The 25099-nt window shown below is 38.2% G+C and carries 28 protein-coding genes; 2 read left to right on the top strand and 26 right to left on the bottom strand.

Translation table 11 applies throughout. The features are described 5' to 3' along the window. Window positions 1-98: 98 nt before the first annotated feature. The 7 genes from CRO17_RS07260 to CRO17_RS07235 form a co-directional block, all read right to left on the bottom strand. Entirely contained in the window at window positions 99-281 is a 183-nt protein-coding gene (locus tag CRO17_RS07260; RefSeq protein ID WP_097040796.1) for a hypothetical protein, read from the bottom strand. Between the two features lie 717 nt (window positions 282-998). Next, window positions 999-1418, bottom strand: coding sequence for a hypothetical protein (locus tag CRO17_RS07255; RefSeq protein WP_097040795.1), 420 nt, complete (start codon window positions 1416-1418; stop codon window positions 999-1001). A 119-nt stretch (window positions 1419-1537) separates the two neighbouring features. After that, window positions 1538-1699: a hypothetical protein gene (locus CRO17_RS17475; RefSeq protein ID WP_179636896.1), complete on the bottom strand. Its 162-nt coding sequence runs from the start codon at window positions 1697-1699 to the stop codon at window positions 1538-1540. 284 nt (window positions 1700-1983) lie between these two features. Further along, window positions 1984-2904: a peptidoglycan-binding protein gene (locus tag CRO17_RS07250; protein WP_097040793.1), complete on the bottom strand. Its 921-nt coding sequence runs from the start codon at window positions 2902-2904 to the stop codon at window positions 1984-1986. 921 nt (window positions 2905-3825) lie between these two features. Then, window positions 3826-4089, bottom strand: a complete 264-nt coding sequence (locus CRO17_RS07245; protein ID WP_097040791.1) for a group-specific protein — start codon at window positions 4087-4089, stop codon at window positions 3826-3828. Window positions 4090-4135: 46 nt separating this feature from the next. Next, complete coding sequence (locus tag CRO17_RS07240) at window positions 4136-4675, bottom strand: hypothetical protein (protein WP_245864697.1); 540 nt, start codon at window positions 4673-4675, stop codon at window positions 4136-4138. 42 nt (window positions 4676-4717) lie between these two features. Then, complete coding sequence (locus tag CRO17_RS07235) at window positions 4718-5284, bottom strand: hypothetical protein (RefSeq protein ID WP_097040789.1); 567 nt, start codon at window positions 5282-5284, stop codon at window positions 4718-4720. A gap of 176 nt (window positions 5285-5460) precedes the next feature. On the opposite strand from CRO17_RS07235, the gene CRO17_RS07230 reads away from it, so the two are divergent. Both CRO17_RS07230 and CRO17_RS07225 read left to right on the top strand, forming a co-directional pair. Next, complete coding sequence (locus CRO17_RS07230; protein ID WP_097040787.1) at window positions 5461-5715, top strand: hypothetical protein; 255 nt, start codon at window positions 5461-5463, stop codon at window positions 5713-5715. Between the two features lie 153 nt (window positions 5716-5868). Continuing rightward, window positions 5869-6156 carry a hypothetical protein gene (locus CRO17_RS07225; protein ID WP_097040785.1) on the top strand — a complete coding sequence of 96 codons (288 nt, stop codon included), beginning with the start codon at window positions 5869-5871 and terminating at the stop codon, window positions 6154-6156. 47 nt (window positions 6157-6203) lie between these two features. Here the strand turns inward: CRO17_RS07225 and CRO17_RS07220 are convergent, their stop codons facing one another. The 19 genes from CRO17_RS07220 to CRO17_RS07125 form a co-directional block, all read right to left on the bottom strand. Continuing rightward, a complete protein-coding gene (locus CRO17_RS07220; RefSeq protein ID WP_097040783.1) occupies window positions 6204-6437 on the bottom strand; it encodes a hypothetical protein in 234 nt (77 codons plus the stop codon). 52 nt (window positions 6438-6489) lie between these two features. Further along, window positions 6490-7401 (bottom strand): thymidylate synthase, encoded by a 912-nt coding sequence (thyA, locus tag CRO17_RS07215; RefSeq protein WP_097040781.1) that lies wholly within the window; start codon window positions 7399-7401, stop codon window positions 6490-6492. A 43-nt stretch (window positions 7402-7444) separates the two neighbouring features. Next, window positions 7445-7951 carry a pyrophosphohydrolase domain-containing protein gene (locus CRO17_RS07210; protein ID WP_097040779.1) on the bottom strand — a complete coding sequence of 169 codons (507 nt, stop codon included), beginning with the start codon at window positions 7949-7951 and terminating at the stop codon, window positions 7445-7447. A gap of 8 nt (window positions 7952-7959) precedes the next feature. Further along, the gene (locus CRO17_RS07205) at window positions 7960-8208 is read right to left on the bottom strand and encodes a thioredoxin family protein (RefSeq protein WP_097040778.1); all 249 of its coding nucleotides are present in this window, start codon (window positions 8206-8208) and stop codon (window positions 7960-7962) included. A gap of 20 nt (window positions 8209-8228) precedes the next feature. Continuing rightward, on the bottom strand, window positions 8229-9266 hold the full coding sequence (locus CRO17_RS07200; protein ID WP_097040776.1) for a ribonucleotide-diphosphate reductase subunit beta: 1038 nt from the start codon (window positions 9264-9266) through the stop codon (window positions 8229-8231). A 17-nt stretch (window positions 9267-9283) separates the two neighbouring features. Next, complete coding sequence (locus CRO17_RS07195; protein ID WP_097040773.1) at window positions 9284-9685, bottom strand: flavodoxin; 402 nt, start codon at window positions 9683-9685, stop codon at window positions 9284-9286. Then, entirely contained in the window at window positions 9685-9897 is a 213-nt protein-coding gene (locus CRO17_RS07190) for a hypothetical protein (protein ID WP_097040771.1), read from the bottom strand. The genes CRO17_RS07195 and CRO17_RS07190 overlap by 1 nt, the downstream gene beginning before the upstream one ends. Next, complete coding sequence (locus CRO17_RS07185) at window positions 9894-12185, bottom strand: ribonucleoside-diphosphate reductase subunit alpha (RefSeq protein WP_097040769.1); 2292 nt, start codon at window positions 12183-12185, stop codon at window positions 9894-9896. Before CRO17_RS07185 ends, CRO17_RS07190 begins: the two co-directional genes overlap by 4 nt. Window positions 12186-12211: 26 nt before the next feature. After that, on the bottom strand, window positions 12212-12487 hold the full coding sequence (locus tag CRO17_RS07180; RefSeq protein WP_097040768.1) for a hypothetical protein: 276 nt from the start codon (window positions 12485-12487) through the stop codon (window positions 12212-12214). 601 nt (window positions 12488-13088) lie between these two features. Continuing rightward, entirely contained in the window at window positions 13089-13283 is a 195-nt protein-coding gene (locus tag CRO17_RS07175; protein WP_097040766.1) for a hypothetical protein, read from the bottom strand. Window positions 13284-13288: 5 nt separating this feature from the next. Then, on the bottom strand, window positions 13289-13660 hold the full coding sequence (locus tag CRO17_RS07170) for a hypothetical protein (protein WP_097040764.1): 372 nt from the start codon (window positions 13658-13660) through the stop codon (window positions 13289-13291). A gap of 238 nt (window positions 13661-13898) precedes the next feature. Next, on the bottom strand, window positions 13899-14408 hold the full coding sequence (locus tag CRO17_RS07160) for a deoxynucleoside kinase (protein WP_245864695.1): 510 nt from the start codon (window positions 14406-14408) through the stop codon (window positions 13899-13901). Window position 14409: 1 nt separating this feature from the next. Then, window positions 14410-15069, bottom strand: a complete 660-nt coding sequence (locus tag CRO17_RS07155) for a 3D domain-containing protein (RefSeq protein ID WP_143596000.1) — start codon at window positions 15067-15069, stop codon at window positions 14410-14412. A gap of 79 nt (window positions 15070-15148) precedes the next feature. Next, on the bottom strand, window positions 15149-19069 hold the full coding sequence (gene dnaE / locus CRO17_RS07150) for a DNA polymerase III subunit alpha (protein ID WP_097040758.1): 3921 nt from the start codon (window positions 19067-19069) through the stop codon (window positions 15149-15151). Between the two features lie 52 nt (window positions 19070-19121). Continuing rightward, a complete protein-coding gene (locus tag CRO17_RS07145) occupies window positions 19122-20837 on the bottom strand; it encodes a DHH family phosphoesterase (RefSeq protein ID WP_097040755.1) in 1716 nt (571 codons plus the stop codon). Then, a complete protein-coding gene (locus CRO17_RS07140; protein ID WP_245864693.1) occupies window positions 20837-21922 on the bottom strand; it encodes a hypothetical protein in 1086 nt (361 codons plus the stop codon). Before CRO17_RS07140 ends, CRO17_RS07145 begins: the two co-directional genes overlap by 1 nt. A gap of 53 nt (window positions 21923-21975) precedes the next feature. Beyond that, on the bottom strand, window positions 21976-23508 hold the full coding sequence (locus tag CRO17_RS07135) for a DnaB-like helicase C-terminal domain-containing protein (protein ID WP_097040753.1): 1533 nt from the start codon (window positions 23506-23508) through the stop codon (window positions 21976-21978). Window positions 23509-23520: 12 nt separating this feature from the next. Then, window positions 23521-23994, bottom strand: coding sequence for a hypothetical protein (locus CRO17_RS07130; protein WP_097040751.1), 474 nt, complete (start codon window positions 23992-23994; stop codon window positions 23521-23523). Window positions 23995-24054: 60 nt separating this feature from the next. Then, a complete protein-coding gene (locus tag CRO17_RS07125) occupies window positions 24055-25038 on the bottom strand; it encodes an ATP-binding protein (RefSeq protein ID WP_097040749.1) in 984 nt (327 codons plus the stop codon). Window positions 25039-25099: the final 61 nt, after the last annotated feature.

Below are 25099 nucleotides of genomic sequence, written 5' to 3'. Positions count from 1 at the left end.
GCTTCTATACCATTGTCTGGTGTTTGACCAGAATAGGGGGATAATAGAAGCTGACAGGCAATTCTTCCCACTCACCTTAAACATTTAACAGACAAATGCTAATCTTCCGCTTCCCATTTTGTAAAATGTTGTTTGTCGCCTAGTTTCGCAAATTCATCTGCAAAGAATTGTATAGATGCTTTGTGCGCTGCACTTCCAGTATATCGCGGTCCGAAAGTATGCAGCCTCTGCACCCAAGCACTCACCTTTTCTTTCGGAGGCATAACGCTTATTGGAATCATTCTTTCACCTCACTTATATTTTTCGATTACAATTAATGGAATCACATGTTAAAATTTTGATGAATGTTAATTGGATAATATTAGAATGATAATTTATACCAAGACTGCAAGGTAACTGATAGGCTGGAAGGGTGTTTTCGATTTTGCTCATATTTATTATTATTTTACTTGCTCACTATTTACCGTTTATTACATGGCTGTCGCTGAGCTTTTTAAAATCTCACCGAAAAGAAGGGGAAGATCCCAAGAGAAAGACCCGTTTTCTCTGCTTTTTAACAACTTTCCCATTAATAAATGTTGTAAGTAACATTTTTCATATAAACGTTTCATACAGCTTAACAATAATGATTTCAATTGCTGTCTTGATTAACATATATATGCTAGTCACAGTAATAAAAGATAAGAAAACTTTGCGCCTTACAGAGGAACATTCATAGATTTTGCTTTGCTGCTTATTTATCCTTCTTTTTATCTATTAGTCTCATCATGACAATGCAGATTAAAATAAAGGCAATAAAAATACCTGTTGGCTCAGGCGAATAATTTAACAAATACATATTTACAGGGTAGTTTAGCAGGAGTATTACGATTGCCATTACTATTAAGATTCGGTTTGTGCGAATGATCGTCACCTCTGTTCCTAATCTACAGACATAAATTACTTGGAGAAGAGTCGATCTCTTAGTTTAAATGAAATCCCATCTCTTATTGAAAACCTTAATCAACAGATTCAATTAAGTCTTGAACCGGTTGAGAGCTTTCTTTTGTGGCAGCATACGTTTTATCTTGGTGTCCATCATATGTAAGCAGCCATCTTCCATCATCTGACTCGGTAATATGGATAACTCTTTCTCCTCCAGACTCCCCTTCGCCATAATCTAGCAACACATCGTAAGCAGGTTTGCCTGTTTTTACTTCTTCCTTTCTAGCGCTGTTTATCATCTCTTCAAATAATTTCATTTCAGTGAGACTGCCAGCAGTCCATAAAAATGCTTCGTTTAAGCCGCCATAACCTTCGGACTTAGAGACAGAGACATTTTGAATAGTTTTCTCAGATATAATCATTCTTTCTGAGCTGCTGCAACCAGCAAGCACTACTCCCAGTACAACCGAAATAAAGAATTTGATATACTTCATCGACATCCCTCCAGTCCATTTAGAGAATAGATATTTCACCTCAAAACATTCCTATTCTTTTGTGACACCAATAAAGTCGTAATACAGGTCACGTTATATACATAAGCATAAGGATTTCTTTATTTTGTTTTTTTCTTGTCCATCATTGTCAATAAAGCTAAGGTACTGCCCATGAACAAAGGCCCCACTGTTATTAGATAAACCCAGTTTTTTTCGAAATCTGCTTTATCCACAAAATAGAAGAAAAAGATAGCGTATACAATAGTGACGAAATACTTCATTTTTTATCTCCTTAAACTGCATGTTGCATCCGATCTCCATTATTTGGTAAGCGGACATTCTTGTCAAGCTCATCTGACTCTTTAGGCAGCTGTGTATCAGTTCTTAAGACAGCAGTAATACGAACCCCAAGAATTCATGATTTTCGTTGACGATAGGCGGATCAATCAAGGTAAAGCGGAAGAATTATACCTGCTTTGCTGTTTTGGAATCACCTTTTTTAAAAGACTTACATAATTATGTATTAAGAGTAATGAAAAGGCCCTCCAAAGAAGGAGGGCTGCTATTACGCAGTTTTAAAGAATTCTTCAAATGTTTCTGGACCAGCAATACCATCAACACCAATACCTTGGCTGCGCTGGTAAGCACTTATCGCGCCTCTTGTGTTAGTGCCGTAAATACCATCGATGTTCAAGTTGTATCCTAAGCATACGAGTGTAGCTTGAATTAAACGTGTCCAGCCAGGCTGATGGTCGGTTATACTCTGCTCTGGCACAGAAGCTTTTGTTCTTGGTCCCCATATGCCATCAATGGCTGTCTTACCGAACAGCTGGCAAATTCGCAGCAACGCGTCCATTGTTAACGGACCATTCAATCCATCTACATCAAGCTCCCGAAAACTTGCTTCTTCCTTGTATTGGTTCGCCCATCTTTGTGCTGTTTTAACCAATTCCGTTCCGCCAGGCGCTGGGCTGCTGCCGTTACCACCATTACTGCTAGGAGACGGTGTCGCAGTGCCAGTACGATCCGTCAGACTTGGTCTACTCCCCGCGCGCAGCTGCGCTGTAGAAAGACCTCCCGTCATCTCGAGATGAGGATAATCCTTAAAGCTTCTCCAGTCACCGCCCCATTCAAAGCCGAGACTTTTAGCGATAGCGGCAGCCCGACGCCAATTGTCATTTACTGTCCAAGTGGCTTTCGTGCCGTCCCAAGTAGTGAGGAAGAAATCTACCGCCAGGCCAAAGTTATGGTTCGACTGACCGCCTCTAGCATTTGTTACGATACTTCCCGGCGCAGTCCGGCCTTGCGCATACAATCTGTTCTGCTCTGCATATGTCCGCATCCCCTGGGAGATTTGAACATGGATGCCTTCCTTATATGCCCGCCGAATTACCTCCAGCGCGCTCTGCTTCACGATAGGATTCATGCCGTTCCCCATATTTCTTTCCGAACGACGCAGCAACGTGTCTAATGATACTCTAGCCATTCGTATATAGCTCCTTTCGGTTTATCGTACGTAAGAGCTCAGGGCTGTCCACGGCGTTTTAATTATTCCAGTTTATAATAGGCCGCCTTATTTCAATGATTAGGAAAGGCTGCAATCCATAATACTTCTGTTTAATCATAAATTACCGAAGCACATTACACACACCATTTGTATGAATACTTCACAAGAAATTAATCAAATTATAACTTTCAGTTGTTATATTCAAGCAAACAAAACAGCCCATTCCTTATTCAGAATGAGCCATTCGTTAGGCAGCCTACTTTTTTGAAATCTTTTGCAGCAAATATAATGCATAAATAATTGCAGGTATTGCTCCAAGATATAATACTCTGTCTATTAAAAATTCGATTTCCCACATAATATCCGTAATCAATTATTAAATTCCTCCTGCCAGTCAACCTTCTCTATCCTCTAGATATCTAGAGCAGTGGCATCTGTTCGAAAGCCGGTAATTCCTGCTACAATAGCATAACCCATAATTTTCCTATCGTCACCTATTAATTCTGTACTACATAAAAATTATGTTATTCTGCCCGACTTCTTATGCGAAGTGTAATGTTTGAAGCCGTTAGCGTTAGAAACTGAAATAAAAACAACTAAACGAAAAAACCTCCGATACAAATAGTATCAGAGGTTTACAGATTAATAGATTAGAAGTTCTCCATATACTGAGAACGTTCCCATGGATGTACTTGCGTGCGGAACATATATTGGGGTATTTAGGGATATGAATAGGTGTGAGAAATCGCATGAAATCAACGTTTCTTAAAAATAGCTTTTCAAACAATTTCATGCTTTTTTACTTCCAGGTGGTCATTTGGTGGTCAAAATGTGGTCAAATTGGTGGTCAAATCACCCTATTGAAAAAACCCTCAACCGCTAGGGTTAAGGGCATGTTTTTTAGTCCTGTTCAGCAAACCAATAAGATAAAAATTGTTTAGTCTTTTCTCCATGATAGTACCATTTCCCACCTATCTTTTTCTTAGGAAAACGCGAGTCATAGAAAAACTTATCCTGAATAGTATTCCAACTCATCTTAGTTTGTTTCATTAATTCTTTTGAATCCCAAAAGATGCATTCTTTGTCGATTTCCTCTATATGCTGCTGAAGTGTTTCTAAATAGATCGCTTTCAACTCGTCTTCATTAATTTTTACCTGGAACAATAATTCCCCTCCTTGTTGCTCATCACTATGTAATTCAAAGTTTGTCTTATGAGTATTTCTTAATTAAATCCCTACACATTTGATTTATATAATATGTATACTTCGTTCTTGCTTTAATTGAAATCAACTTAACACCTATTTCTCTGCAGATTCCAATTGGAATAGATGACTTGTTAACTTTGCTTTTGTACGTGTGTTCCTTACCATTCTCGGCAATATCCTTATATAGTAGAAAGTCATTAATGTGTACAAAATACGTATTGTCTTCTGGCTCTCTAAAATTAAATATGAAGCCAGGTATAATATTACTGTATATAGCAGCTTCTTTAAGACTGTCGATCTGGTGTTGCTTAATTATCCTTTCATCCCATGAAATACTTTTCTGCTTAGTGGATTTGAGTTCCGCTGGGAAAAGAAAACCATCTGAGAATATAAAACAATCAAACACATTCGGGCTAACCTTAACATTTCTTTTAAGCTGTATAGGGGAAGTATCTTTAATACGATACATATAGACACCCTGCTTTTTAGCTGAAGCTTTAATTTGTTGTTCAAATATCTTTCCTTCATTAAGAATATAATCCACCCCTCATATAATTTTATTTTATTTACAACTTTTCCTTACATATTACTTAATGTCCATATCAAGTCTCTTTTCCACCGGACAGACTAATATACAATTATTGAAATACACCTTCTCACCAATACTTGTTTCAACTACTCGATCGGAGTCAACAACTACTCCATCCAGGTTAACATCCTTCACAATACGAAATATGTAGCGATCAGCGTCATCCATGATTCTAATTAGATCGTTTCGCTTATATTCATCTACTTTTCTGCCGGAAATAATGAATTGTTTTCTACGTTTTCCTTCTCTTTCTTCTGACAGCGTAGCTTTACGATATTTTGTATGGTTCTCATTGATAAACTGAATGTTGTCTTGAAGAACTTCTAGCGTCATTTTATCTTCTAATTGTACTATCCACTGACCTAATGTAAATCCTGCAATATCGTAAGGCTGGTATAGAGCTCTATTGAGTGTATCTAAAGGTACTCCATCCCATTCTGGTGATAATGGATCCCAATAGCTATCTTCTGTCCCGAAATTATCGCTTACTTGTTCGACTGTATATCGTTTTAACACCTCTCGAAGTTTATTCGCTTGAGCTTGAGTAATAATTATATTGGCCATCTAATTCTCCTTTTTGCACGTTTTTTCTGATAAGCAAGCTTTTAATATGCTTTATGGTACTGTTTGCGCCTGATGTGTTTGAATAGTTTACTATAATACAACTTAAGCACAAGCTTAATAGTAGCTCCACCTTTCTTATGATAATATTAATTCACTACTAGATTAGAGGTGATTGGATGTTAAAAGTTACCCAATACGCTTACGACACTGCTTTTGTTGATACGGAATCATTTGCTATAGATATTGAATCTGCAGAACAATTCGATCTAAGCTCAGACGAGCTTGCTATGCTGGTTGCTTTAGCAAGATTGGAAAAAGAGGGACAACATTTTAACGAAAGAGAATTCTATGAGTATAGCGGATACGACAACCACGACTTCTTCTTAGATTGCCTCACTACACTACATACTGCCGGACTAATCTCGCTATGATTAATCTACTTGTTTCACCTTTCTAGCTCCTAATCTCATAATTAAGGCTTTTACATACCTTAAGGATGTATTACCGAACTCGCCTTCCTCTTGCTCCTCTTATCTCCACTAAGTTTAATTTGGTATAATATTCTTATTGATGGAGGTGATTCTATGATTCTAATTAACTTGCTAGATGGACAAAGTATCGAAGTAACAAATGAAACAGTATTAGTCGGTATTGATAATGCTCCTCGTGAGAATAACGAAGAGTTTTACTTATCTATAAAATACGTAGGTACATTAGAAGGAGATACTAATGGCTCTCCCTCTGCTCTGAATACTGGCGATCACCTAGGGATTACAGGCTTTATTCTCTCTCATGATGCCTTTGCATTAGGTGAAGGAAAAAACGAAACAATATATCTAAGATCTGCTGTTAAATCTATATCAGTAGTTTAATAGGTTTAAGCGTACTTAATTGTACGCTTTTCTTATGAGATACATATTCATACCTCATCGATCGGATCAAAAATGAATAGCTCAATCCGTTTGTCATCCATTTTCAATTCAAACTCGTCAGTAGTGGTACCGTCTAAAGTTGCGTCAAATGGTTCACATTCAATTTGCACAGTGTTAGCTACTGTATCCATGCTAATAATCTCGTATGTGCGGCCTTGCAAGTTATATGTAATGTCTCCTTCAGTAATAGTTGATAAGCATCTAACGTGTGTGTAGTTCATTTATTGATCTCCTTTTTATCTTGTTTATTTAACGAATACTGCCCTCCTATTATTAAATCGCTGGCTTTGATCTGATTCTCTCGCCATGTTGGTAGTCGAAAACTTTAATATCGTCTACTTTATAATCGTAGAAGTATTTAATTTCAGGGTTAACCCACAGTGTTGGCTGATCATATTCTTCTGCTGTAATGACTTTTTTGGCTAATTCAATCTGATTATCATATAAATGAATATTCCCCATTTGATGAGTAAATGTACCAACTTTAAAGCCAAGTATATTTGCAAATGCACACTGTAGAGCGTAGTATCCTACCCAGTTAGTCGGAATGCCTAGTAGTAGATCAACTGATCTTTGGATAAGACAGAAATCTAGCTGATCTCCCCTAATATTGAACTCACCTGCCCATGCGCATTCCTGTAATGATTTATCGTATACATGTTTCGGATTCCAGTATGAGAACATTAGTCTACGGGAATATGGATTTTCCTTAAGATTGTACAGCAAACTGTCTACCTGATTGAGCCATATCTGTTCTCCAGCCTTTACGTCCTGCAAATAGTATTTGCTATCCTCGTGTCTCTCAAGCTTGGTATCCCTTTTTATAGTGACAAGCTCTTTCTGATGTGCCAACTGATATCCATAGCTTTTACCAATCGTACTATCATCCTGAGCCCATTCCTTCCAATATTTAATTCCTAACTTTTCCGCATCCTCTATCCTTACACTCTTCATCTTGAAGAATAGCTGCACAACTTCATTAATGGATCCTTTAACTGGCGTATGCTTTGAACCAATGATAGGTAACTCCCCTGGCTGGAACTTTACTTGATGCCCAAATGAACTCTTGGAATATGCGGGAGTTCCATCGTCATAGGTCGGCCGAACTTCGCCATTAGAATCCCAAACACCGTTATCTAGCACTTCTTGTAACAACTCTTTGTATTTAACGTCAGCTATTGACATGAATGTCCCCCTTTTAAATCCTTAATTAATATTCACTTTTATTTTATTTACTAAAACCTTTTTGACGTTCGATCTCAGCTTTGATCTTACCTTCTGGTGCAAAATCTCTCTCCCAGTTCTCTGGCTTAATAATTTTACCATCAGATTCACGATACTTAGGAACACCATCGTGCAGTTTACCCATGTTGGCAGCATGTACAATATCAAACAAAGGACCCGGCTCTACACCCAAGATAGTAAAGGATCCATTATTAAAATATGCTTCGTCAATAAGTGCATCAGCCTGGGCAGTCAAGATATCATCTACCGTTTTTCGTTCGCGTACCATCTTTTCTTTAGCATTTTGCAATCCTTTGAGGAACTGCTCATAAAGCTCCTGAAATCGCCCAATTTCTCCTCCTACAGTTGCATATAGTAGTTCAATTAGTTCCTCCCCAGACCAAACTGCTCGATTTAAGGCTACTTCCTCACTCATTGGAGTAGGCTGGTCGCTTTGCTGATGGCTAAATGCTTTATGAAATTCTTTAACTTGGTTGTATTGTTTAGTCATGTATGTAATTAAGCTCCTTTTATCTTTTCAATCATCTCTACAATTGCCGGCCGATCTACTCCAACGGCGCGCTGTAATGTCTTGCCTTTATCATCGACCAACAAGGTTAAAGGCAGCCCCATAACACCATAGCGATCAGCTACTTCTGGATTTTCCACTACATCAATAGCTTCGTATTCTACTTCTGAGTTGTTAAGAATGTTTCCAACTTCTACACAACCTCTGCAATCTGGCTGTTCTAGTTTTAATAGTTTCATATATTTATTCTCCTCTTTAATTAAAGATCGTCAAATCCATTAAGGTCGCTAGTTTTTGTGTATTGTCTGGACTTCTGCTCAAAGAAATCAGACTTAGTTCCATTAAAGTTGTCTGCATATGCTTTGATCCATTTCATGGGGTTCTTTTCGTAGCCTTCGTAAATTTCACTCAACCCTAGCATACGAAGCATTTTGTTCGCACGATATTTTACGTAGCCTTCCATATCATCCAAGTTGATCCCATCGATACCATCCAAGACATAACGGCTCCATCGTGTTTCTTGCTCGACAGAATGGCGGAATTGATTATATACCCATTCAATGAATTCATCGTTATTGTATTCTGGATTCTCAGTTAGTGTCGCACGGAACAGTTCACTGATAAATCTACCATGGTGGAGTTCATCCCGATTGATGTAGGAAATCATTGTGGATGTACCGACCATCTTCTGATTGCGTGCTAAGTTATAGAAGAACGCGAACCCACTGTAGAAGAATAATCCTTCTAAAAGGCTTGAATATACCATTGCCTTAAGTGCGGTTTGAATTGTAGGATCGGCAGCAAATTCATTATAGATTGCAGCGATTCTCTCATTGCGTTCTAGAAGTACTTTGTCTGTTCGACCCTCATTAAAGGAAGCAATCTGGTTATCATAGTTTGTGACTGAAGCAAGTACATATGTGTAGCTATGGTTATGCTCGCTTTCCTGGTCAGCAATTGTTGCCAGTATCGATTTAACACTTGGATCAGTTGAAAAAGCAGCAATCTTAGAAGCAATGTCTGTCTGTGGTGCATCAAGTGTCGCTAGCAAACCGATAATCTTAAGGAATGCCGTACGTTCCTTCTCACTCAGTTGGGCAAACTGCTTTGTATCTGCTACCATATTCACTTCATTAGCCGTCCAGAATAGTGCTCTTATTGTTTTTCTTAGTTCATAAAAGTGTGGGTAAGCAACGTTATCCCAGTGTAGAATCCCACTTGCATCTCCGTTAAACAAAGCAGTGGATTTATTGGGATTCGAAGGCTCTAGTACAGTAGCTCGATTTAATTTAACCAATTCATTACCTCTTTCGTCTATTCTTCGATTTCTCTTTCTTGTGACCCTCTAGGAGATTGCTCTACCTTTAGCGACTTAAGCGGTGAATTGTAGAACTTGGTAAGCTTGTCAGCTGCCATGCAAAACATCTCATCTCCACCAAACTGAGTATCTCCAGTACCAAAAGCGAAGACGGTATCTGGTTTGATACCTAGTTCCGCAACAAAGTCCTTAACTTCTGCAGGTGTTTCTCCTGACCCCCATGTATAGGATCCGATGATAAGTACATCATTTTGCTCTATAGTCGGGGGGACTTCGAAGTCGCTGATGCGGTACTCAATCACATCAAAAAGACTAGCCATTTTCCCTTTTATGATTTGAGCTACGTCTTTCGTATTTCCACTAATTGAGCTATAGACAAGATAAATGAAGGGGCGCATCAAGTGCACCCTTCACATTCGTAATATGTATCCCCTTTAGGGTTTGATGAGCCAATGTGCTTGACCCATTCAATCTCAGATTCTTCAATAAAGTTAAAGTCAGCAATTCTTTCTTTAATTAGAGCCTTCGCTTCTTCTTCAGTTTCCGTGGTAATAGCCTGTTCGTCTGTTTCTTCTTCACCCTTAAGTTTGTATTCAAATAGATGTCTCAATCCAAGTTTTCCTCCCATACTTCTTCTTTAATATCATCATTACTACTAGTTGATCTAAAGTAATAAGAAGTTTTAATGCCTGAGTCCCATACTGCAATATGTAAATCCAACATATCCGTTGCTTTAATAGTATTCGGAACGTATAGGTTAAACGATGATGCTTGGTCAATATGCTTTTGACGAGCTGTATTCTGCTTAATGCTCCATTGTTGATCAATTAGATAGGCTGTCTTTTTGTACACCTTCTCAAAGTTTTCCTTTGTGATCCCAGGTGCTGTAACAGGTATCTTGAAATCTTTCTTTTCCTCGGAATACTCATTACGGAAAACTGGATCTATTGTAGCTGAGCTTCCAGCAATTAAAGCTGTTGATGAGTTAGGAGCCACAGCCATAAGATAAGCATTTCTAATACCGAATTGCTTCACTTGAGCTTGAAGCTCTTTCCAATCTAGCTCAGATACAGCGCTGGTGTAACCTTTTCTTTCAAAATAAGTGCCATCAGACCACTCAGATCCTTCAAAGATAGGATAAGCTCCTTTTTCTTCTGCCAGCTTCATGCTTGATTGAATTGTCAGGTAAGCAATTTTTTCATAAAGTTTATCTGCATATGCAACAGCTTTATCACTTTCCCATTCAATCTGTTTCAGTGCTAGCAAGTGATGCCAGCCAAATGTTCCAAGCCCAATAGCACGATACTTTTGGTTAGTAAACTGAGCCTGTAGCACAGGTATTGTATTTAGATCAATCACGTTATCTAACATACGTACCTGTATTGGAATAAGTCGCTCTAAAACTCCTTCTATAACAGCCTTAGCCAGAGAAATGGATGAAAGGTTACATACAACGAAGTCACCAGGATCCTTAGTAATGATAATCTTACCGTCTTTTGTAGTCTGTTCCGTCATAACTGTAGCGCTTTGATTCTGCATGATCTCTGTACAAAGGTTACTGGAATAGATCATACCTGCATGCTTATTGGCATTCTGACGGTTAACTTCATCACGATAGAACATAAATGGTGTGCCTGTTTCTAGTTGACTTTTCAAAATTCGTTTCATGACATTAATAGCAGAAACTTTAACCTTGCTTAAATCATTGCAGCTTACACATTCATCATACTTCTCTCGGAATGAACCCTCCCCACGTTTTTCATCGTAGAAATCCTCTAGAGAATAACCCATTACCCGGCGAACTTCGTGAGGGTCAAATAAATACCAGTCTCCTCGCTTTTGTACCTGCTCCATAAAGATGTCTGGGATGCAAACTCCAGTAAAGATATCGTGTGTTCTTTGGCGTTCGTCTCCATTGTTCAGTTTAGCATCGAGGAAAGGATAAATATCCTTGTGCCAAATATCGAGATAAGTCGCTATAGCACCTTTTCGCTGACCTAGCTGATCGACGCTAACTGCTGTATTGTTTAGCTGCTTCATCCACGGAAGCACACCAGACGAAGCTCCTTCAAATCCTTTAATTGCGCTGCCTCTGCTACGAATTTTGCCTAGGTAGACACCAATGCCCCCACCGTTCTTAGACAAGTTAGCAATGTCTGTATTGCTATCAAAAATTCCTTGTAGGCTGTCATCCACTGTATCAATGAAACAACTAGATAGTTGGCCATAGCTCTTTCCAGCGTTTGATAAAGTCGGTGTGGCTACTGTCATATATAAATTACTTAGTGCCCAGTATGCCTCTTTAACGTAATGCATACGCATACTTTTTGGTTCTTTACTCATAACTGTCATGGCAATAATCATAAATCGCTCTTGAGGCAATTCGTAAACATTGCCCTTATGATCAGTCGCTAAATATCTATCGGCAAGTGTTCTCAGCCCGATATAAGTAAAGAGCTTATCTCTATCAGCGTCAATTTCTGATTCTAGTTCATTTATTTGTTCTTTAGAATACGTCTCTAGTAACATAGGGTTGTAAATACCAATGTTAGTTAACGTAGTAATCAAAGAATAGAATTCTCCATACCTCTTTGAAGCTTCGTATACTCTGTTCTTACTTGCTGACTTATAGAGTTTTTTTAGATGCACAGCTGCAGTTACATATGTCCAATTAGGCTCTTCTTTCTGGATACGTTCCAAAGAAGTTCTAGTCAGTTCAGCAGTTATTTCTGAAGCTTTCATCTCGTCTCTGCTAGTCACATATCCAGCAACCTTTCGCTGCAAGCTTTCTGTTTGGAGTTCTGGATAATCTGCAGCTAGCTTTTCAATAAAAGCAGAGAGCCTATCTTGATCAAATTCGAGTTTTCTTTTGCCGCTATTTTTAGTAATTACCGTCAATTTATCACTCCTATATTTATTTTATTTTACTTGTATCTATTTAGACTGAGCTCTTCCGTACCTTTTATGTAGTGCTCATCTTCTTCTTGATTTAACTGCATCATTGATGCATATCTTGCAGCTATTTCTTCCAAAGAAAATGAATGATCTGCTTTTTTCACTTCAACAAACTGAGATTCTAGACCGTACTCTGTTGTGTAACTGACCTCTCCATGACAATCAGTTACCTTGTATTCAGAGGTGCCGTTTATCTGCTCCACAGTAACCACGCTGCTTCTATGAGTATAATATTTTTTACTCAATCGAACACCCCCTGTTCATTACTGTTTTCAAGTGGCGTAAAGTAAGCTGGCGATTGTAGTTTGAGTCCTCACTTACTAGCTGCATAGCTTTAGCTCTTAGACTATTAAACCAGTATTGTTCAGCCTTTATTTCTTGGAATTAACATAGTTTGCATGTTCAGCTTTGGCTCTCCTTTAAGATGAAAATCATAAACCTTTCTGGGTTTACTGGCCCTACATAATCCTTAACCCATCATAAGGAACGATAGGCCATTCTCTCTTTGGGAGCATTCTGCGATCAATCACCTCCTCAAAATTAGACCTCTTGGCCAACGTAAGGATTAAACTGCCTTGTGCTGAGTGTAGTACCATCTATACTACATTTTCGGATTTCTCCATTCAATGCTCTTCTTCTCTTTAAGTATAATTCTGCTTGTTTGTCTGTGGAAAATTTCCGTTGAACTCTCGTTCCGTTCCACCACGCTTCAAAATAGTACAATCCTAATATTAATCCTCATCCCTGCTTACAAATCACCTCAACAACATAATTTTATTTTACTTAATATATCTAATTTAGCGTGTTTAATAACCTATGTCAACGGGTAATTCATAATTATTTTATTTAAATCCAGTAAATATTGCTCTCTAAGTCTTTAATATTTCTATCTATGTCTTCCATCAAAGTGTCAATAACTCTCCATTCAGTACTTAAGCTGCGTGGAAAATAATTCTCTATGTAATTCTGAAGGTCTGCTAACTGCCTTTTTATCTCATCCAATTGTAATACAGCTTGATCCTTAGATATACTGTCTCTCATAAGCGTCACCTCTTTATTCCACTACTTGGAGATTTATGCTTGCTACCTTCGCTAAAGTTCTTAACAATTTCACATCTGTCGTGTATTAAATGTAAGCTGCTACTACCCACTTTATATTGACCTCGATAGAAATAAACCCTGCCCTTAGTAAGATCATTAGCAAAAAAAGGACGGTAATATACAATATCGTCATCGTGTATTGGACGATTGAATCTGTCATAGAGCCCGGTGAAGTGGCGCTGTTTTTTAGAACCTTCTATATTCTGACTGGCAAGATACTTTTTAACGCTTCTGTTCAGGTTTATTTGTAAGTTGTCTTTAAGGATTTTTATTTCCTTTTTCAATCTTCTTATTTTACGGTGTTGTTTGATGCTCATTATATTGCTCCTCTTTTACTTCCTAGCAGGCGCCTCCCCTCAATAGTTTCTAGCATCGATAAGGAGTCTAGTATGTAACAGGGGTCTGTCGCTTTTTCTAAGAAGTCTATTGTTATGATATTCGTTTTGTCCATGCTAACATTGTCTATCTTCATCCAATATGTAAGAAGTAATTGCTTCTCTGTGGTAATTTTTCCATTGCTTCTAAGTATAAGAGATTTAATGATTTCAAGTGTCCTTAGGTTCTCTTCAGCCATTTCAAAACACTTTCAGCAATTTCAATGCTACTGTTCTTACTTGTGTCAAATGACAATACGGTCATCCCTGATGACTCCATAACTTTTGAATAACTCTTGTTTAATTCGGAGATATCTTTAGTATTTATGTATTCGTCTCCTCTTTGTTCGATACGCTGTTGTACAACCTCATCACTTGCAAACAGATATAGAACTACACTTTTGTCTTTGAGAAGGCTTTCCAGGTGTACTTTCTGAGTATTATTGATGATAGAAAAATCCCTATACTTAGAAGCATAAACTAAGTTGCTGTAAATATAGCGATCTACAATTCCCTTCTCTAAGTCTGCTATTGCTCTAAAATGTACATACAGCTCCTTATTACCTTTAGAAGCAAGTTCAAAAGAAGATCCTTTTGTAACGCTATAATTGAGTTCTTCAGATAGAATTGCTGCTATTGTACTTTTAAAATTACAGTCTGTTCCCTCAATGAAGATAAGCATATCTTTCATATTATCCCTCCTTGTTTAATATTGTGACCTTGACGGCTTTCCTACCAAATTCTTGAGCTTCCGAAAGATTTCTCATATATACATCGATTCTACCCTCAACTATATCTTTGCCAGTATCATCGCAGCGTCTGTCACCAATGCCCTCTATGTTTACCCAAGTCCCAATCCCAAAAGATCGTGGGCAAGCCACCGTTAACCCCTCTTGAGTGTGCTTTCCACTTGCAGTAATGCCATAAGCCTTATCACCTGGCTGCTTTCCTGTACTTTCTACGCCGTTGGTATATGCAGTTGCTTCCATAGTAACTGAAGAATTCTCTTGCGCAACTTTTTCACTACTCTTCCTATTCATTGCTCCCTCCCTCATCTTCTTCTTTTCTTCAAGTCTTCTCTGTACTTCTGCCAGCTTTGCCTGCTCAGCTTTGCGCTTCTCCTCTTCCTCTTTCTTTCGCTTCTCCTCTCCCTTTCTCTTTTTTTCTACTGCTTTTCGAGCTCTCTCGAGTCGCTGTTCATTTTCTAAGCGCTTCACCTCATCCATCATTTTGCTAATCGGCACTGGCTGCTCAAGCTTATGAGGACTACCTTTTTCCAGCACCTCGGCTCCCATACTGGAAGCCAAGTAACTGGGCGGTGGATGTTCCGCTAATTCCTGATCAGGTAGCATAAGACTTACTCCAACTACCCCCAACATACCTCCAACGATCATCAAATTACATTTTATTTTACTTCCGATGTTATACCTCCTAAATCTGAACCCTTTCAGTTGTAATACTCAAGTTGCCATCTAGGTCGAGGGAGTCCACCTTGGCCACAGTATGTGCGAATATAGACTGCTTGTAGACTTTTGGTATGAAGTTATTGCCTCTTCTAAAACCAGAAAAGAGCAACATATTACCTCTTGTGAACCAGGATTTTTCTATCACTTGCTTCTTGTCTCCAACCTTGTCGGAAATCTGGCGATTATAGTGTCCAAATGCTCCACCATACATTTTCACAGTTACAACTCCATCAGGTGTTAAAAGTGTGACAGTATGTTTAGTTTTGTCTCGGTCTAGCACCGTTCCAATGATTCGAGTTATTTCATATTCATATAGTTGCTTGCCTCGCCACGTATAAGGTCTACCTTTAATTGGTTCTTTAGGTAGATCAAAGAAGTTTTCAATGCTATATTTACTTCTATTCACACCAGACAATTCATGCTCATGATAATAATAAGACAAAGAATCCATTTCCCATCTACTTAAGGAACCCGATGCGTACTTTTCCCATTCTGAGTTAAGTAAATCAATGTTCAGGAGGGCTAGGGCTTCAGGGCTTTCCAGCCATTGTTTAACTGGTTCCATGAGCTTATCGTACTGTTTTTTAAATGCTTTCTCTGAGACAACCAATTCTCCTTCATGCATATCAACTATACACTCGTCATCAAAGTGAGTGTTCAAAAATTGAGATGACATATCATCCAATAGGAATAATCTGTCCTTGGGTTTTGCAATTGTCTTATGTACTCTCTTACTAATATAAGTTTTGAATCGGTAGAACCGCACATTTAAATTAAACTTCTCTGGCAGTAATTCGCGTTCAATCATCATATTAATATTTTGCATGGTAAGCTTCGTTTTAGGCTCAGAGATCAGAGTAATAAATTGTTTCATAATGTCTTCACGTTTTCCAAATCCGTCAAAGCATCCCCCCTTGATCAACTGTATAATGTGACCTTTCTTTAAAATACTAGTTTTATACAGTTTTTCTAGTACGTCATCAAAGGAATTATACGGCCGGTTAGATATGATATCATGAACTACTTGATCCCCTATACCATGCATCCCTTTTAATCCAAAGACAATCGAATTATTCTTAACATCTGGAGTAAACCCAAACTTGGCTTTGTTAATGTCAGGTAGATCAACTTTTACTCCTCTTTGACGTATGTTTCCTATTGCTGCAGCAACTTTTCCATAATTTGTGGAAGCAGTATTACCCGAATCATTCTCATCTTCAACCCCGCCGCTATTGACAGTAAGACAAGCTGTATTCCAATAGATCGGATTATAATTGTAATTAAGGTTAAGCTCCTGAAGCGCGATAATTGAATAAGCTAAAGTATGCAGCAAGGAGAACGAATATCCAAACTGTCGCTTGAACTGTACATCCCATACGTAATTTAGTAATTCGTCTGAAGCTCCAAGCTTCTTTCCTTTCGAGTAATAGAGCTCTTTAACTTCTTTAAGAACCTTTTCCTTTTTCTTAGCTATGGCTTTTCTTAACTGGTTAGATTCTTTGATGCTAAAACCGGCAATCTTCGCGTCCATTACCATCTGCATAACAACTTCTTGTGTATCGGCTACTCCGTATATCTCTTTTAGATACTTCTCCATGACTGTGATATCGGTGTTACTTAGCCCATAGTCCTTCATCTGCTTATACCACAAGGAGATATCGTCTTTAAACTTCACATATATATCAACCGGCTGTTCCCCTTCATCAGCCATAAGGCGCATGAGAGAGTTTGCTACAGCTGCCTCCAGGACATTCTTAGGTTTTACTTTGATGGCCGTTTGATGGCCAACTTGAGTTGAAAACTGGAATAGATCCATTACTTCGCCGTTACCGACCATCTCCCATAGCTTTGGATCATCATATTCTAATACGTCGGGATGAATATACTTGTTATAAGTAGCCCTCAAGTTACCTTGCCATTCAATCTCTTCATGTTCTAGCAATTGATCAAGAGTAACTCTTATCTTGTCGAGCGCCTCAATGGTCAACAAGTCAAACTTTACTGACCCCATGGCTTCTGTATCTCCCATATTAAACTGAGTTATAGCAGCACCCTTTGGCGTCTTCATCATAGCGTTTGTTTTTGTGAATACATCATTGAAGATAATTACCCCTGCAGCATGACTAGATCTCTTATTAACTAGACCTTCAATCTTTAAGGCAGTCTCTCTTAGGTTAGGATAGCTTTCGACTTCTCGAATAAAGTCTTTTATAGGTTTTCTACCTTTCTCCTCATTACCTTCAAAACAATCTTTCAAAGACCAATTTGATCCTCGCTCAAATGGAATCATTCCACTTAGATATTGAGCTATATCACTATCAATACCCAAGCCTCTGCACGCAGTTTGCAATGCAGACTTGGAGCCCTCCGTGCCAAATGTAGCAATCTGCAGTACTCGATCATTCCCAAAACGATTTTTAAGTGCCTTGAGGATTTGTTGCCGTTTAGCTCCCTCTGTATCAATATCAATATCTGGTAAGTCAGGCCGTGATTTATGAATGTGACGCCATTCAGGAAGGTCATATTGGATTGGATTCACTTGAGTAATATCTAAGAGATAATTAACCAAGAACCCTGCAGCAGAACCCCTTGCTGCTCCAACTAAACTATTGCCACCACATTCATCGTCCCAAATGATATTAATAATTTCTAAAATGGTAACGTAGTAGGAAGGCATACTTTGCTTAAGTTTAGCCCCAATCTCCCATAGATCGCCAAGCTCTGTGTTCAAACGGTTTAACATAATATGAAACTCTTCCTTGCTTAGATTAGGCTTTCTAAGCTTATCGTCAAAACCGTCTTCTAGTAGCTTTATAAGATACCTATCTTGCTCTTCTTCTGAATGAGCCATTTTGTCAATGTATACATACTTGCCATACGCTGGCTCAAATAGATGCCTTACTTCAAAGTCCGGCAGTTCCATCTTCGGTATAATGGGCTCATGCTCTATCGTATATTCTTCGATCATATCTCCGATGAGCATTGTGTTAGCAATTAACTCCGAAACTTCTTCCTTCGCTATGTAATCCATCCGCTGGTAGATCTCGTCAGTAGTATGTAAAAAACATGCTTCATAAAAACTTGCTACTTCTCTATCTCCATCCTTTGAGTTAAGATATGCTTCATGTACAACCCTATCCTCTGGACGAAGGAAATGCGCATCAGTAGCTACGATTTTCTTGATATCGTAGGCTAGTGAAAGCTCCAATAGTTTCTTATTAACAATGATCTGTTCTTCGCTTAAAGCTGGCTGTAACTCAAAGAAATAGTTATCCTTACCGAAAACATCAACACACCAATTGATATGGTTGTTCAATTTAATTTTTATTTCATTTACTAAGGTTTCATCCTCATCTTGCTCAGCCTGATTTAAGGCCAATATGTAAATATTAAGCTCGCTTCCCAAGCACGCGCTCGTAGCAATGAGATGCCCTGGATTACCACGAACTATCTCTTCAACATCAGCTTTTACGGTTGGCACTCTTTCCATAGTTCCTGTAAAGAAAGAATTGCTCCATGCACGGCTGCTAAGAATTCTCAACTGTTCATGCCCAACTGCATCTTTTGCTAGCATGATAAAGTGTGGGAACTTAGTTACACCTGACTGATAGTTATCTCTCACTTCTTCCAAGGAATCAACAAGATAAGCTTCGTTACCTAGGATTAATTTAAAGTCAGCATCCATCTTGCCTTGTGCCTTCATTTCTCTTGCTGTCTGGATAGCTTCTACATGTGCTGACAATACCTCATGATCCGTAATAGCCAATCCCTTATATCCTAATTGCACTGCTGTTTTTAGCAGATCACTGACTCTGTTAGTCGAATCGAGAAGTCGTATATTACTCTTATCAGAATGGCAGTGGCAGCCTATTAGTTGTTCTTGCAATCAACCATCTCCCTTATTTTAATATTATATAATTTTATTTTACTTATATCAACTAGAAAATGTATCTTTTCTTCTTTGCTGCCTTAACTTCAAAATCCTCAATTAGAACTTGTGCTGTTTTGACTCCATTGTATTCATTGACATCTGGCTTTCCAATGATAGTTAGAATCAAGTGATCACCATGGCTTACTAGCTCCTCGTACTCTTCTTCATTAGAAAAGAATTTGACGTAGGACACATCATTAACAGTAAACTTAATAACATTCTTCTGCTTACCATTAAGATAAATCTCATCCTTATTAACTTCCAAGTCAGTAACAGCTAATAAAGGAGCTTCCACATTCTGTCCCCAGTGCTCTCTATAACTATGTAAATCTTTGATAAACAATGGCTTTATTTTATCAGCTGGAATTTCGAAATCAACCTCAATTTCCCCGCTGTCAATTTCCACATCTTTTAGAAGCTCATTGGCTATTTCATTTACTTTAACTAAATTGTCTATCTCAATCGAGAATCCATGTGCGTTGGCATGCCCCTCACAGTAATTAAACAAGCCTGTGTCCGTAAGAAACTTCTTAATATCTTTTATGTATCCTTTTTCATAGCCCCTTACCGATCCTCCTAGAGTGTCATTATCCATCAATCTAGCTAATAAAACAGGTCTTTTATGTAGTTTTACTAGCCGATTGGCCACTAATCCAGTCAGTTTTTTATCCAGAATATCATTTATGTAGATGATCAAAATCTTGTTGTTAAGCAAGCCTTTTTCAATTATCCGCTCTTGTATTTCATTAGTAGCTTTATCGACTATGCGCTTTTGCTTTGCTTTCAGATTAGTAAGAAGCCGTGCAGTGTTTTGAGTAATCGGAACCATTTCTTCAACGTTGCTGCCGCGCTTCTTATAAGGTACTGTCTCCTTAGACTCCAGTAAAGCTCTCATGAGCTGATCCTTTTCTTCCATAGTTCCAATTCGAATTGCTCCGTTGATAAGTGGGTTAACATAGAACTGTACATTGGTTATGGTCTTTTCACCGCCGGTGCTAAACTCTACCTTTTTAAACAATACCTTAACTAATGGATTGCGTATTTTACTGAGTCCTTTTTTCATGTAAAACCTTGTTTCAAGGTCTCTCGAATCAGCCATATCTGCAATATTACCAATTGCAACTAAATCTAAGTAGCGCTCTGCATGGTTCTTGCCTAATTCCGCATCCAAAGCCTGTGTGAATTTATAGACTATTCCCGCCCCTGTAAGAGCCTTGTTTGGATAATTCGGTGATAGCTGATTATTTACAACTACCGCATGCTGGGACTCTTTTTCAGTTTCATGGTGATCTAAAACTAATACATCTATACCCTTGTCATACAGTTGCTTATGCTCTTCGTACTGGCTAGATCCTGCGTCAGGTATAATAACTAATTTTACGTCCTCAGGTATAGTTTCCACTAGTACTCCATGCTCTTTCCCATCCTGAAGCCTATACTGAATCTCCAGCTTTGGAAAAGCTCGCTTAAGGTAGTTTAAGAGAATTGCAGTACTTGTAAGACCATCGGCATCACTATCAGCTTGAATAAAAATTTTGTTCTTCTCTTTAGCGTGTTTTAGCAATAAAGCAACTGCCCTAGACATGTTCTTTAATTTCGAATAATGGTGTTCATTATTCTCATTGGCATCTATCAAACCTTCCAAGTTTTTTACCCCTCTATTGCTAAGAACCGTTTCTAAAGGCTTTTTAATGTTATTATCTCCAATAAGCTTATACTGCATTAAATTGCTCCCTCCATAGTAATCTCTGTCTTATTCTTCATCATTTCTTCTAATACTTCTTTTCCACGATCTGCCGGACTGTCTTTCCAGTCAAGGAGCCCTTCGTCATCCCACAATACATAGACTCTGCAATAGGGTGCAAACTTCTTGGCGAACTTTAGGATCCGTTCCTGATACTCTTGCTCTTTCTTTTCAAATTTCTCTTCATCTTCCTCATATCCCATTTTGTCTAGCGCAATAAAAACTTCCTCAATACCTAGAGATGTAGCAATGTCTCGATGAAAATCAGATATATTGCTCGAGCAAATAGCTGTTGTAAAGTTCAATTCTCCATAAAAATCTTGGCATTTAAGCACAGACTTCTCAGATTCAAATATCATTAGTTTTCTTAAACGCTTAACTGCTTCTGCTGTATGGTTTAAGCCGTACAAATTAGCAGTTACTAAATGGTTGTACATTGTATTCCCTACTGTTAGAGGCATGTATTTGTATCCAGCATCCACTTGCTCCTGTATCATGCTCCTCCGGCGTATACCAATTAGTCGACCGTTGATATCTCTATGAGGAATTACTATGCCCTCTTCTTTCTCTCGAAAGTAATATCCAATCTCGTATTTCTCCATCGTCTCGTAGCTTATGCCTTCTTCTAGCCAGCTTTCATGTGGAAGTGACATAAATACATCTAAAACATTCTCATTATAGCTAGGGAGAGTTCTGTCACTTTTAGCTTTACGCGAGAATTTGCTAATAAAATCCCAATCATTAATCAAGTCCTTATTACTTTTCAAGCCTGTGTACCCAAAGCCACGAGTCTTACCCGTTACTCTAGATACATACTCAACGGCCTTAGGAAAAGTAACGTCTACTCCTTGTTCTTTTTTTGTCCTAATTACAACTTCATAGATATCAAGGTTATCGCTACAATCTGTATAACAATGGAATTGTCTGGATTCGTGATAGTAGTAAAGTTTATGTTTGGTTCCCCCATGACAAACTGTAGTGAACTTTAAGTCACCATTTTTGTCCTGCTCCGGTTCTTTGCTCCCTAAATCTAGCAAAATCTTGTGTATGTCTTCTTCGGTCATTTTTTCCTTTAGAGAGTCCGCAAAATCCTTATCAATCCTCAGAGGTCTCACCCCTATTCTGCAGTTGCCATGGCCTGTATGTTAGTTGGAGATATGTCTACCATCTCATAGTTATTTGTTGTTAAGAATAGTTCGTGCTGACGCATAGTGTCATAGTCCACATACAGCCATAGTTTCATGTCCTTGAACTTTGTATGTCTATTCTTGTAAATGTGGTAAACAACATTAGGAGCTCCAGGATAAAAACCATTCTTGAGTATAGGTTGTATAGCTTCTAGATCCTTGTTTGTTGGAGATAGAGCTATCATCCCAGAAGTTGCTTTATCGGCTAGAGCTTTTGATCCTCGAAGTAGTGTTGAATCAGCATTCTGTACGTTTTTCCATTCACCATTTACCTGCGTTGCTGTCTTAATGAAGACATTATATTTCTTTCTAATTTGATCGAGTTTGTTCATAAACATAAAGAGGACCATGTCTTCACGCATCTTCATGCCGTTGGATGCCTCAGCAAGCTCTGTGAGTATTTGAAGGCTAATATGTATGTAGTCAAAATAGATATACTGTATATTATTCTCGAGTATCTGATCTTTGATCTCTGTTTCAATCTGCTGCATATCGAAGTCAGGAATGTAAGCAATTTGAAAATTAGTTCTTTCTAAGACTTCTACAGCTTTTTGTAGGATCTCATCTTCCTCTTCTGTAGTATCACCATCTTTAATCTTTGTTTCAGCTACACCAGAGATATAAGCAAGAAGCGTAGGTTGCAACTCATCAGCCTCGTTCTCGGTGGTTATGAAGCAGACGTTTTCTGTATTGCCACGTTTCAACCACTCCTTCTTCTTCCAATCGTACATTTCATCAATTGCCATATCTGCAGCTTCACCTAAAGCAAGACGTGTTTTACCTAAGTTAGAGGGTGCTGATCTAAGACTCAATGTCTTTAATTTACCACCACGAAAGATAGTATTTTGGTAGTTTCCAATCAAAGAAATTCCGTAATCAGGAGTTTCTTTAAATTTATTTAGCAGTTCCTTAACTCCTTCTGAAGCATGCATCCTCTCTGAATCTGTAGAATCAACAAATTTTTTAGTTACCTGGAAGATTCGCCGGTCAATATCGCTGATTATATCCGCAACAGACTTCTTATCAAATTCGGCCATCAGTACTTCTGATTCTCTAGGATCAACAATTGAATCATCATAGATATCACTAACATCTATGCCTTGATCAACATAGTGCCTCAGTAGACTAAATTTCTTTAATCGTTTGTAATAATATTCAAAATTACGTAAGTGAGACTGATTAATGGCCTCTTGAATGTATTGAGCTCCGTTGTTTTCATTAAAAACTTTATATTGCTTCTCATAACTACTCAAAAAATTATCTATTGCAATTGCATCAACCTCTTCTAGCCCCTCATTGTACAGATTATGTATAGCTCCAAAAATAATCATATAGAAGGCAGATTCGTCTGCTGCATTGAAGTCATCTTTATTTAATCTGTATTGCTTATCATCAAGTAAAGAAGGCTTTTGGGATAGGTTGCCTAGCACTTGAAAAGCACTTCGCTTATCAAACAGACTCATTTTTTCACCTCTTTATAATGTGCTTATGTTAATTGGATTTCTTCTCTTTATCTTCTTTGGCTTGGGTGACAGCACAGATACTACTTTTTCTTGAGGTAGTTCAGCATTCTCAACGCTCTCTTCCACATTTAAGATCGTTACATAATGATCCCTTGCTTTATCGTAAATATAGGGAACAATACCAATGCCATCCCCTTCCCTAACTGGATTGCTCTCTGTCTCATAGAAATATCTTAATGCCAATTCAATGCCTTTTAGCTTGTAATTATAGTCGTTTCTGAATTCCTTAATTTGTTTAACCATCATGCCTGTAGGTCTAGATATGCCATGTAACTCACAGATGTACTCAATGAGGTCTTTATAATCTTGAGACTCGTTCTTCTTTGCCTCTAAGCAATTAGGATGGTAATAGCGTTTTTGATGCGAGATAGCATCTTCCTGATCTAGTTTTGTTTCACAGTAAGGACACTTTACCTGCCTGCCCACCTTAAGCACCTCGTTATAAACAAAGGAAGTCTTTCGACTCCCATTGTAGTTTTAATTGACTTATTCAGAGTCTTCTTCGATAAGTTCTTGAAGCTCAGATAGAATAACAGTTAATACTTCTACTTGCTTCTTAGTTGCCTGTCCCACTTTCTTACCAGCACCCAAGTTACGTTCAACAATTTCAGTTACCTCTTCTGCTCGATCATCCTCGTGCAGCTGTGTTCCAATTTCAGTGATCTGTGCCATAAGGCTATCATAGTCAAGGTCTTCACTTTGCTGGCTCTCTTGAAAGTCTTCAAAGGAAACAGCAGCAAACCCTTCTTCTTCTTCTTGACGTTCAATTGCTGTAATAATAGCTTGTTCTAAATTTTCTGCTGTATATTCTTCTATAAATGTGTCAATATAGTCCCATCTGCTGCGAGCAAATGCATTTTCTGTTTCTGCTAGCCAAGCGCTAGATTTGATGACTTGGTTATTTTCATCTACACCATTAGATTCTAGGTAAACAACAATATCACTATTGTCTATAACAGGTGCAAGCACTCGCTTATCTCCTTTGGGGAAGATTTTCCCTTCCTTGTTAGGTTGGGCGTGAGCGATAAAGATAACAGTAAATCCGACACCAATTAGTTTGTTGATCTCTTCCCATACTTCAGTTTCGTATTCTTTCCAAAGACCAAAGCCTTCGTTACCATCCTTTATTCGATCAACACCATACTGATTTGCTACATATCGAGTTGCATACTTTGCGAAAGCATCAACCTCATCAATAATAATGGTGTTGTATTTCTCTTTTACCTTAGCTGGATCTTTAGTTAAAGCTTTGTTGTATTTCTTGAAGTCAGCCCAGCTATTAATTGGGAAGTAAGGAACTCCTGCAATAGCATTCAATCCTCTTTCAAAAGGGAAGTATAGCGGTTTTTTCATCCGTGTGGCTTGTTTTGTTTTACCAAGGTTATTTCCGCCGTATACAGTGATAACCTTTCCTTCAAGTCCTTTTGCTACAGTAGAAATTTGTGGATTCATAATATCAAAAGTTGCCATGTATATAATCAATCTCCTCTTAATATGTATTTATAGTGAGGAGGGCTGTTCCCTCCGTTTT

Source organism: Terribacillus aidingensis, from assembly GCF_900215625.1.
Lineage (GTDB): Bacteria > Bacillota > Bacilli > Bacillales > Amphibacillaceae > Terribacillus > Terribacillus aidingensis.
This window is presented reverse-complemented; position numbering and strand designations above follow the sequence as displayed.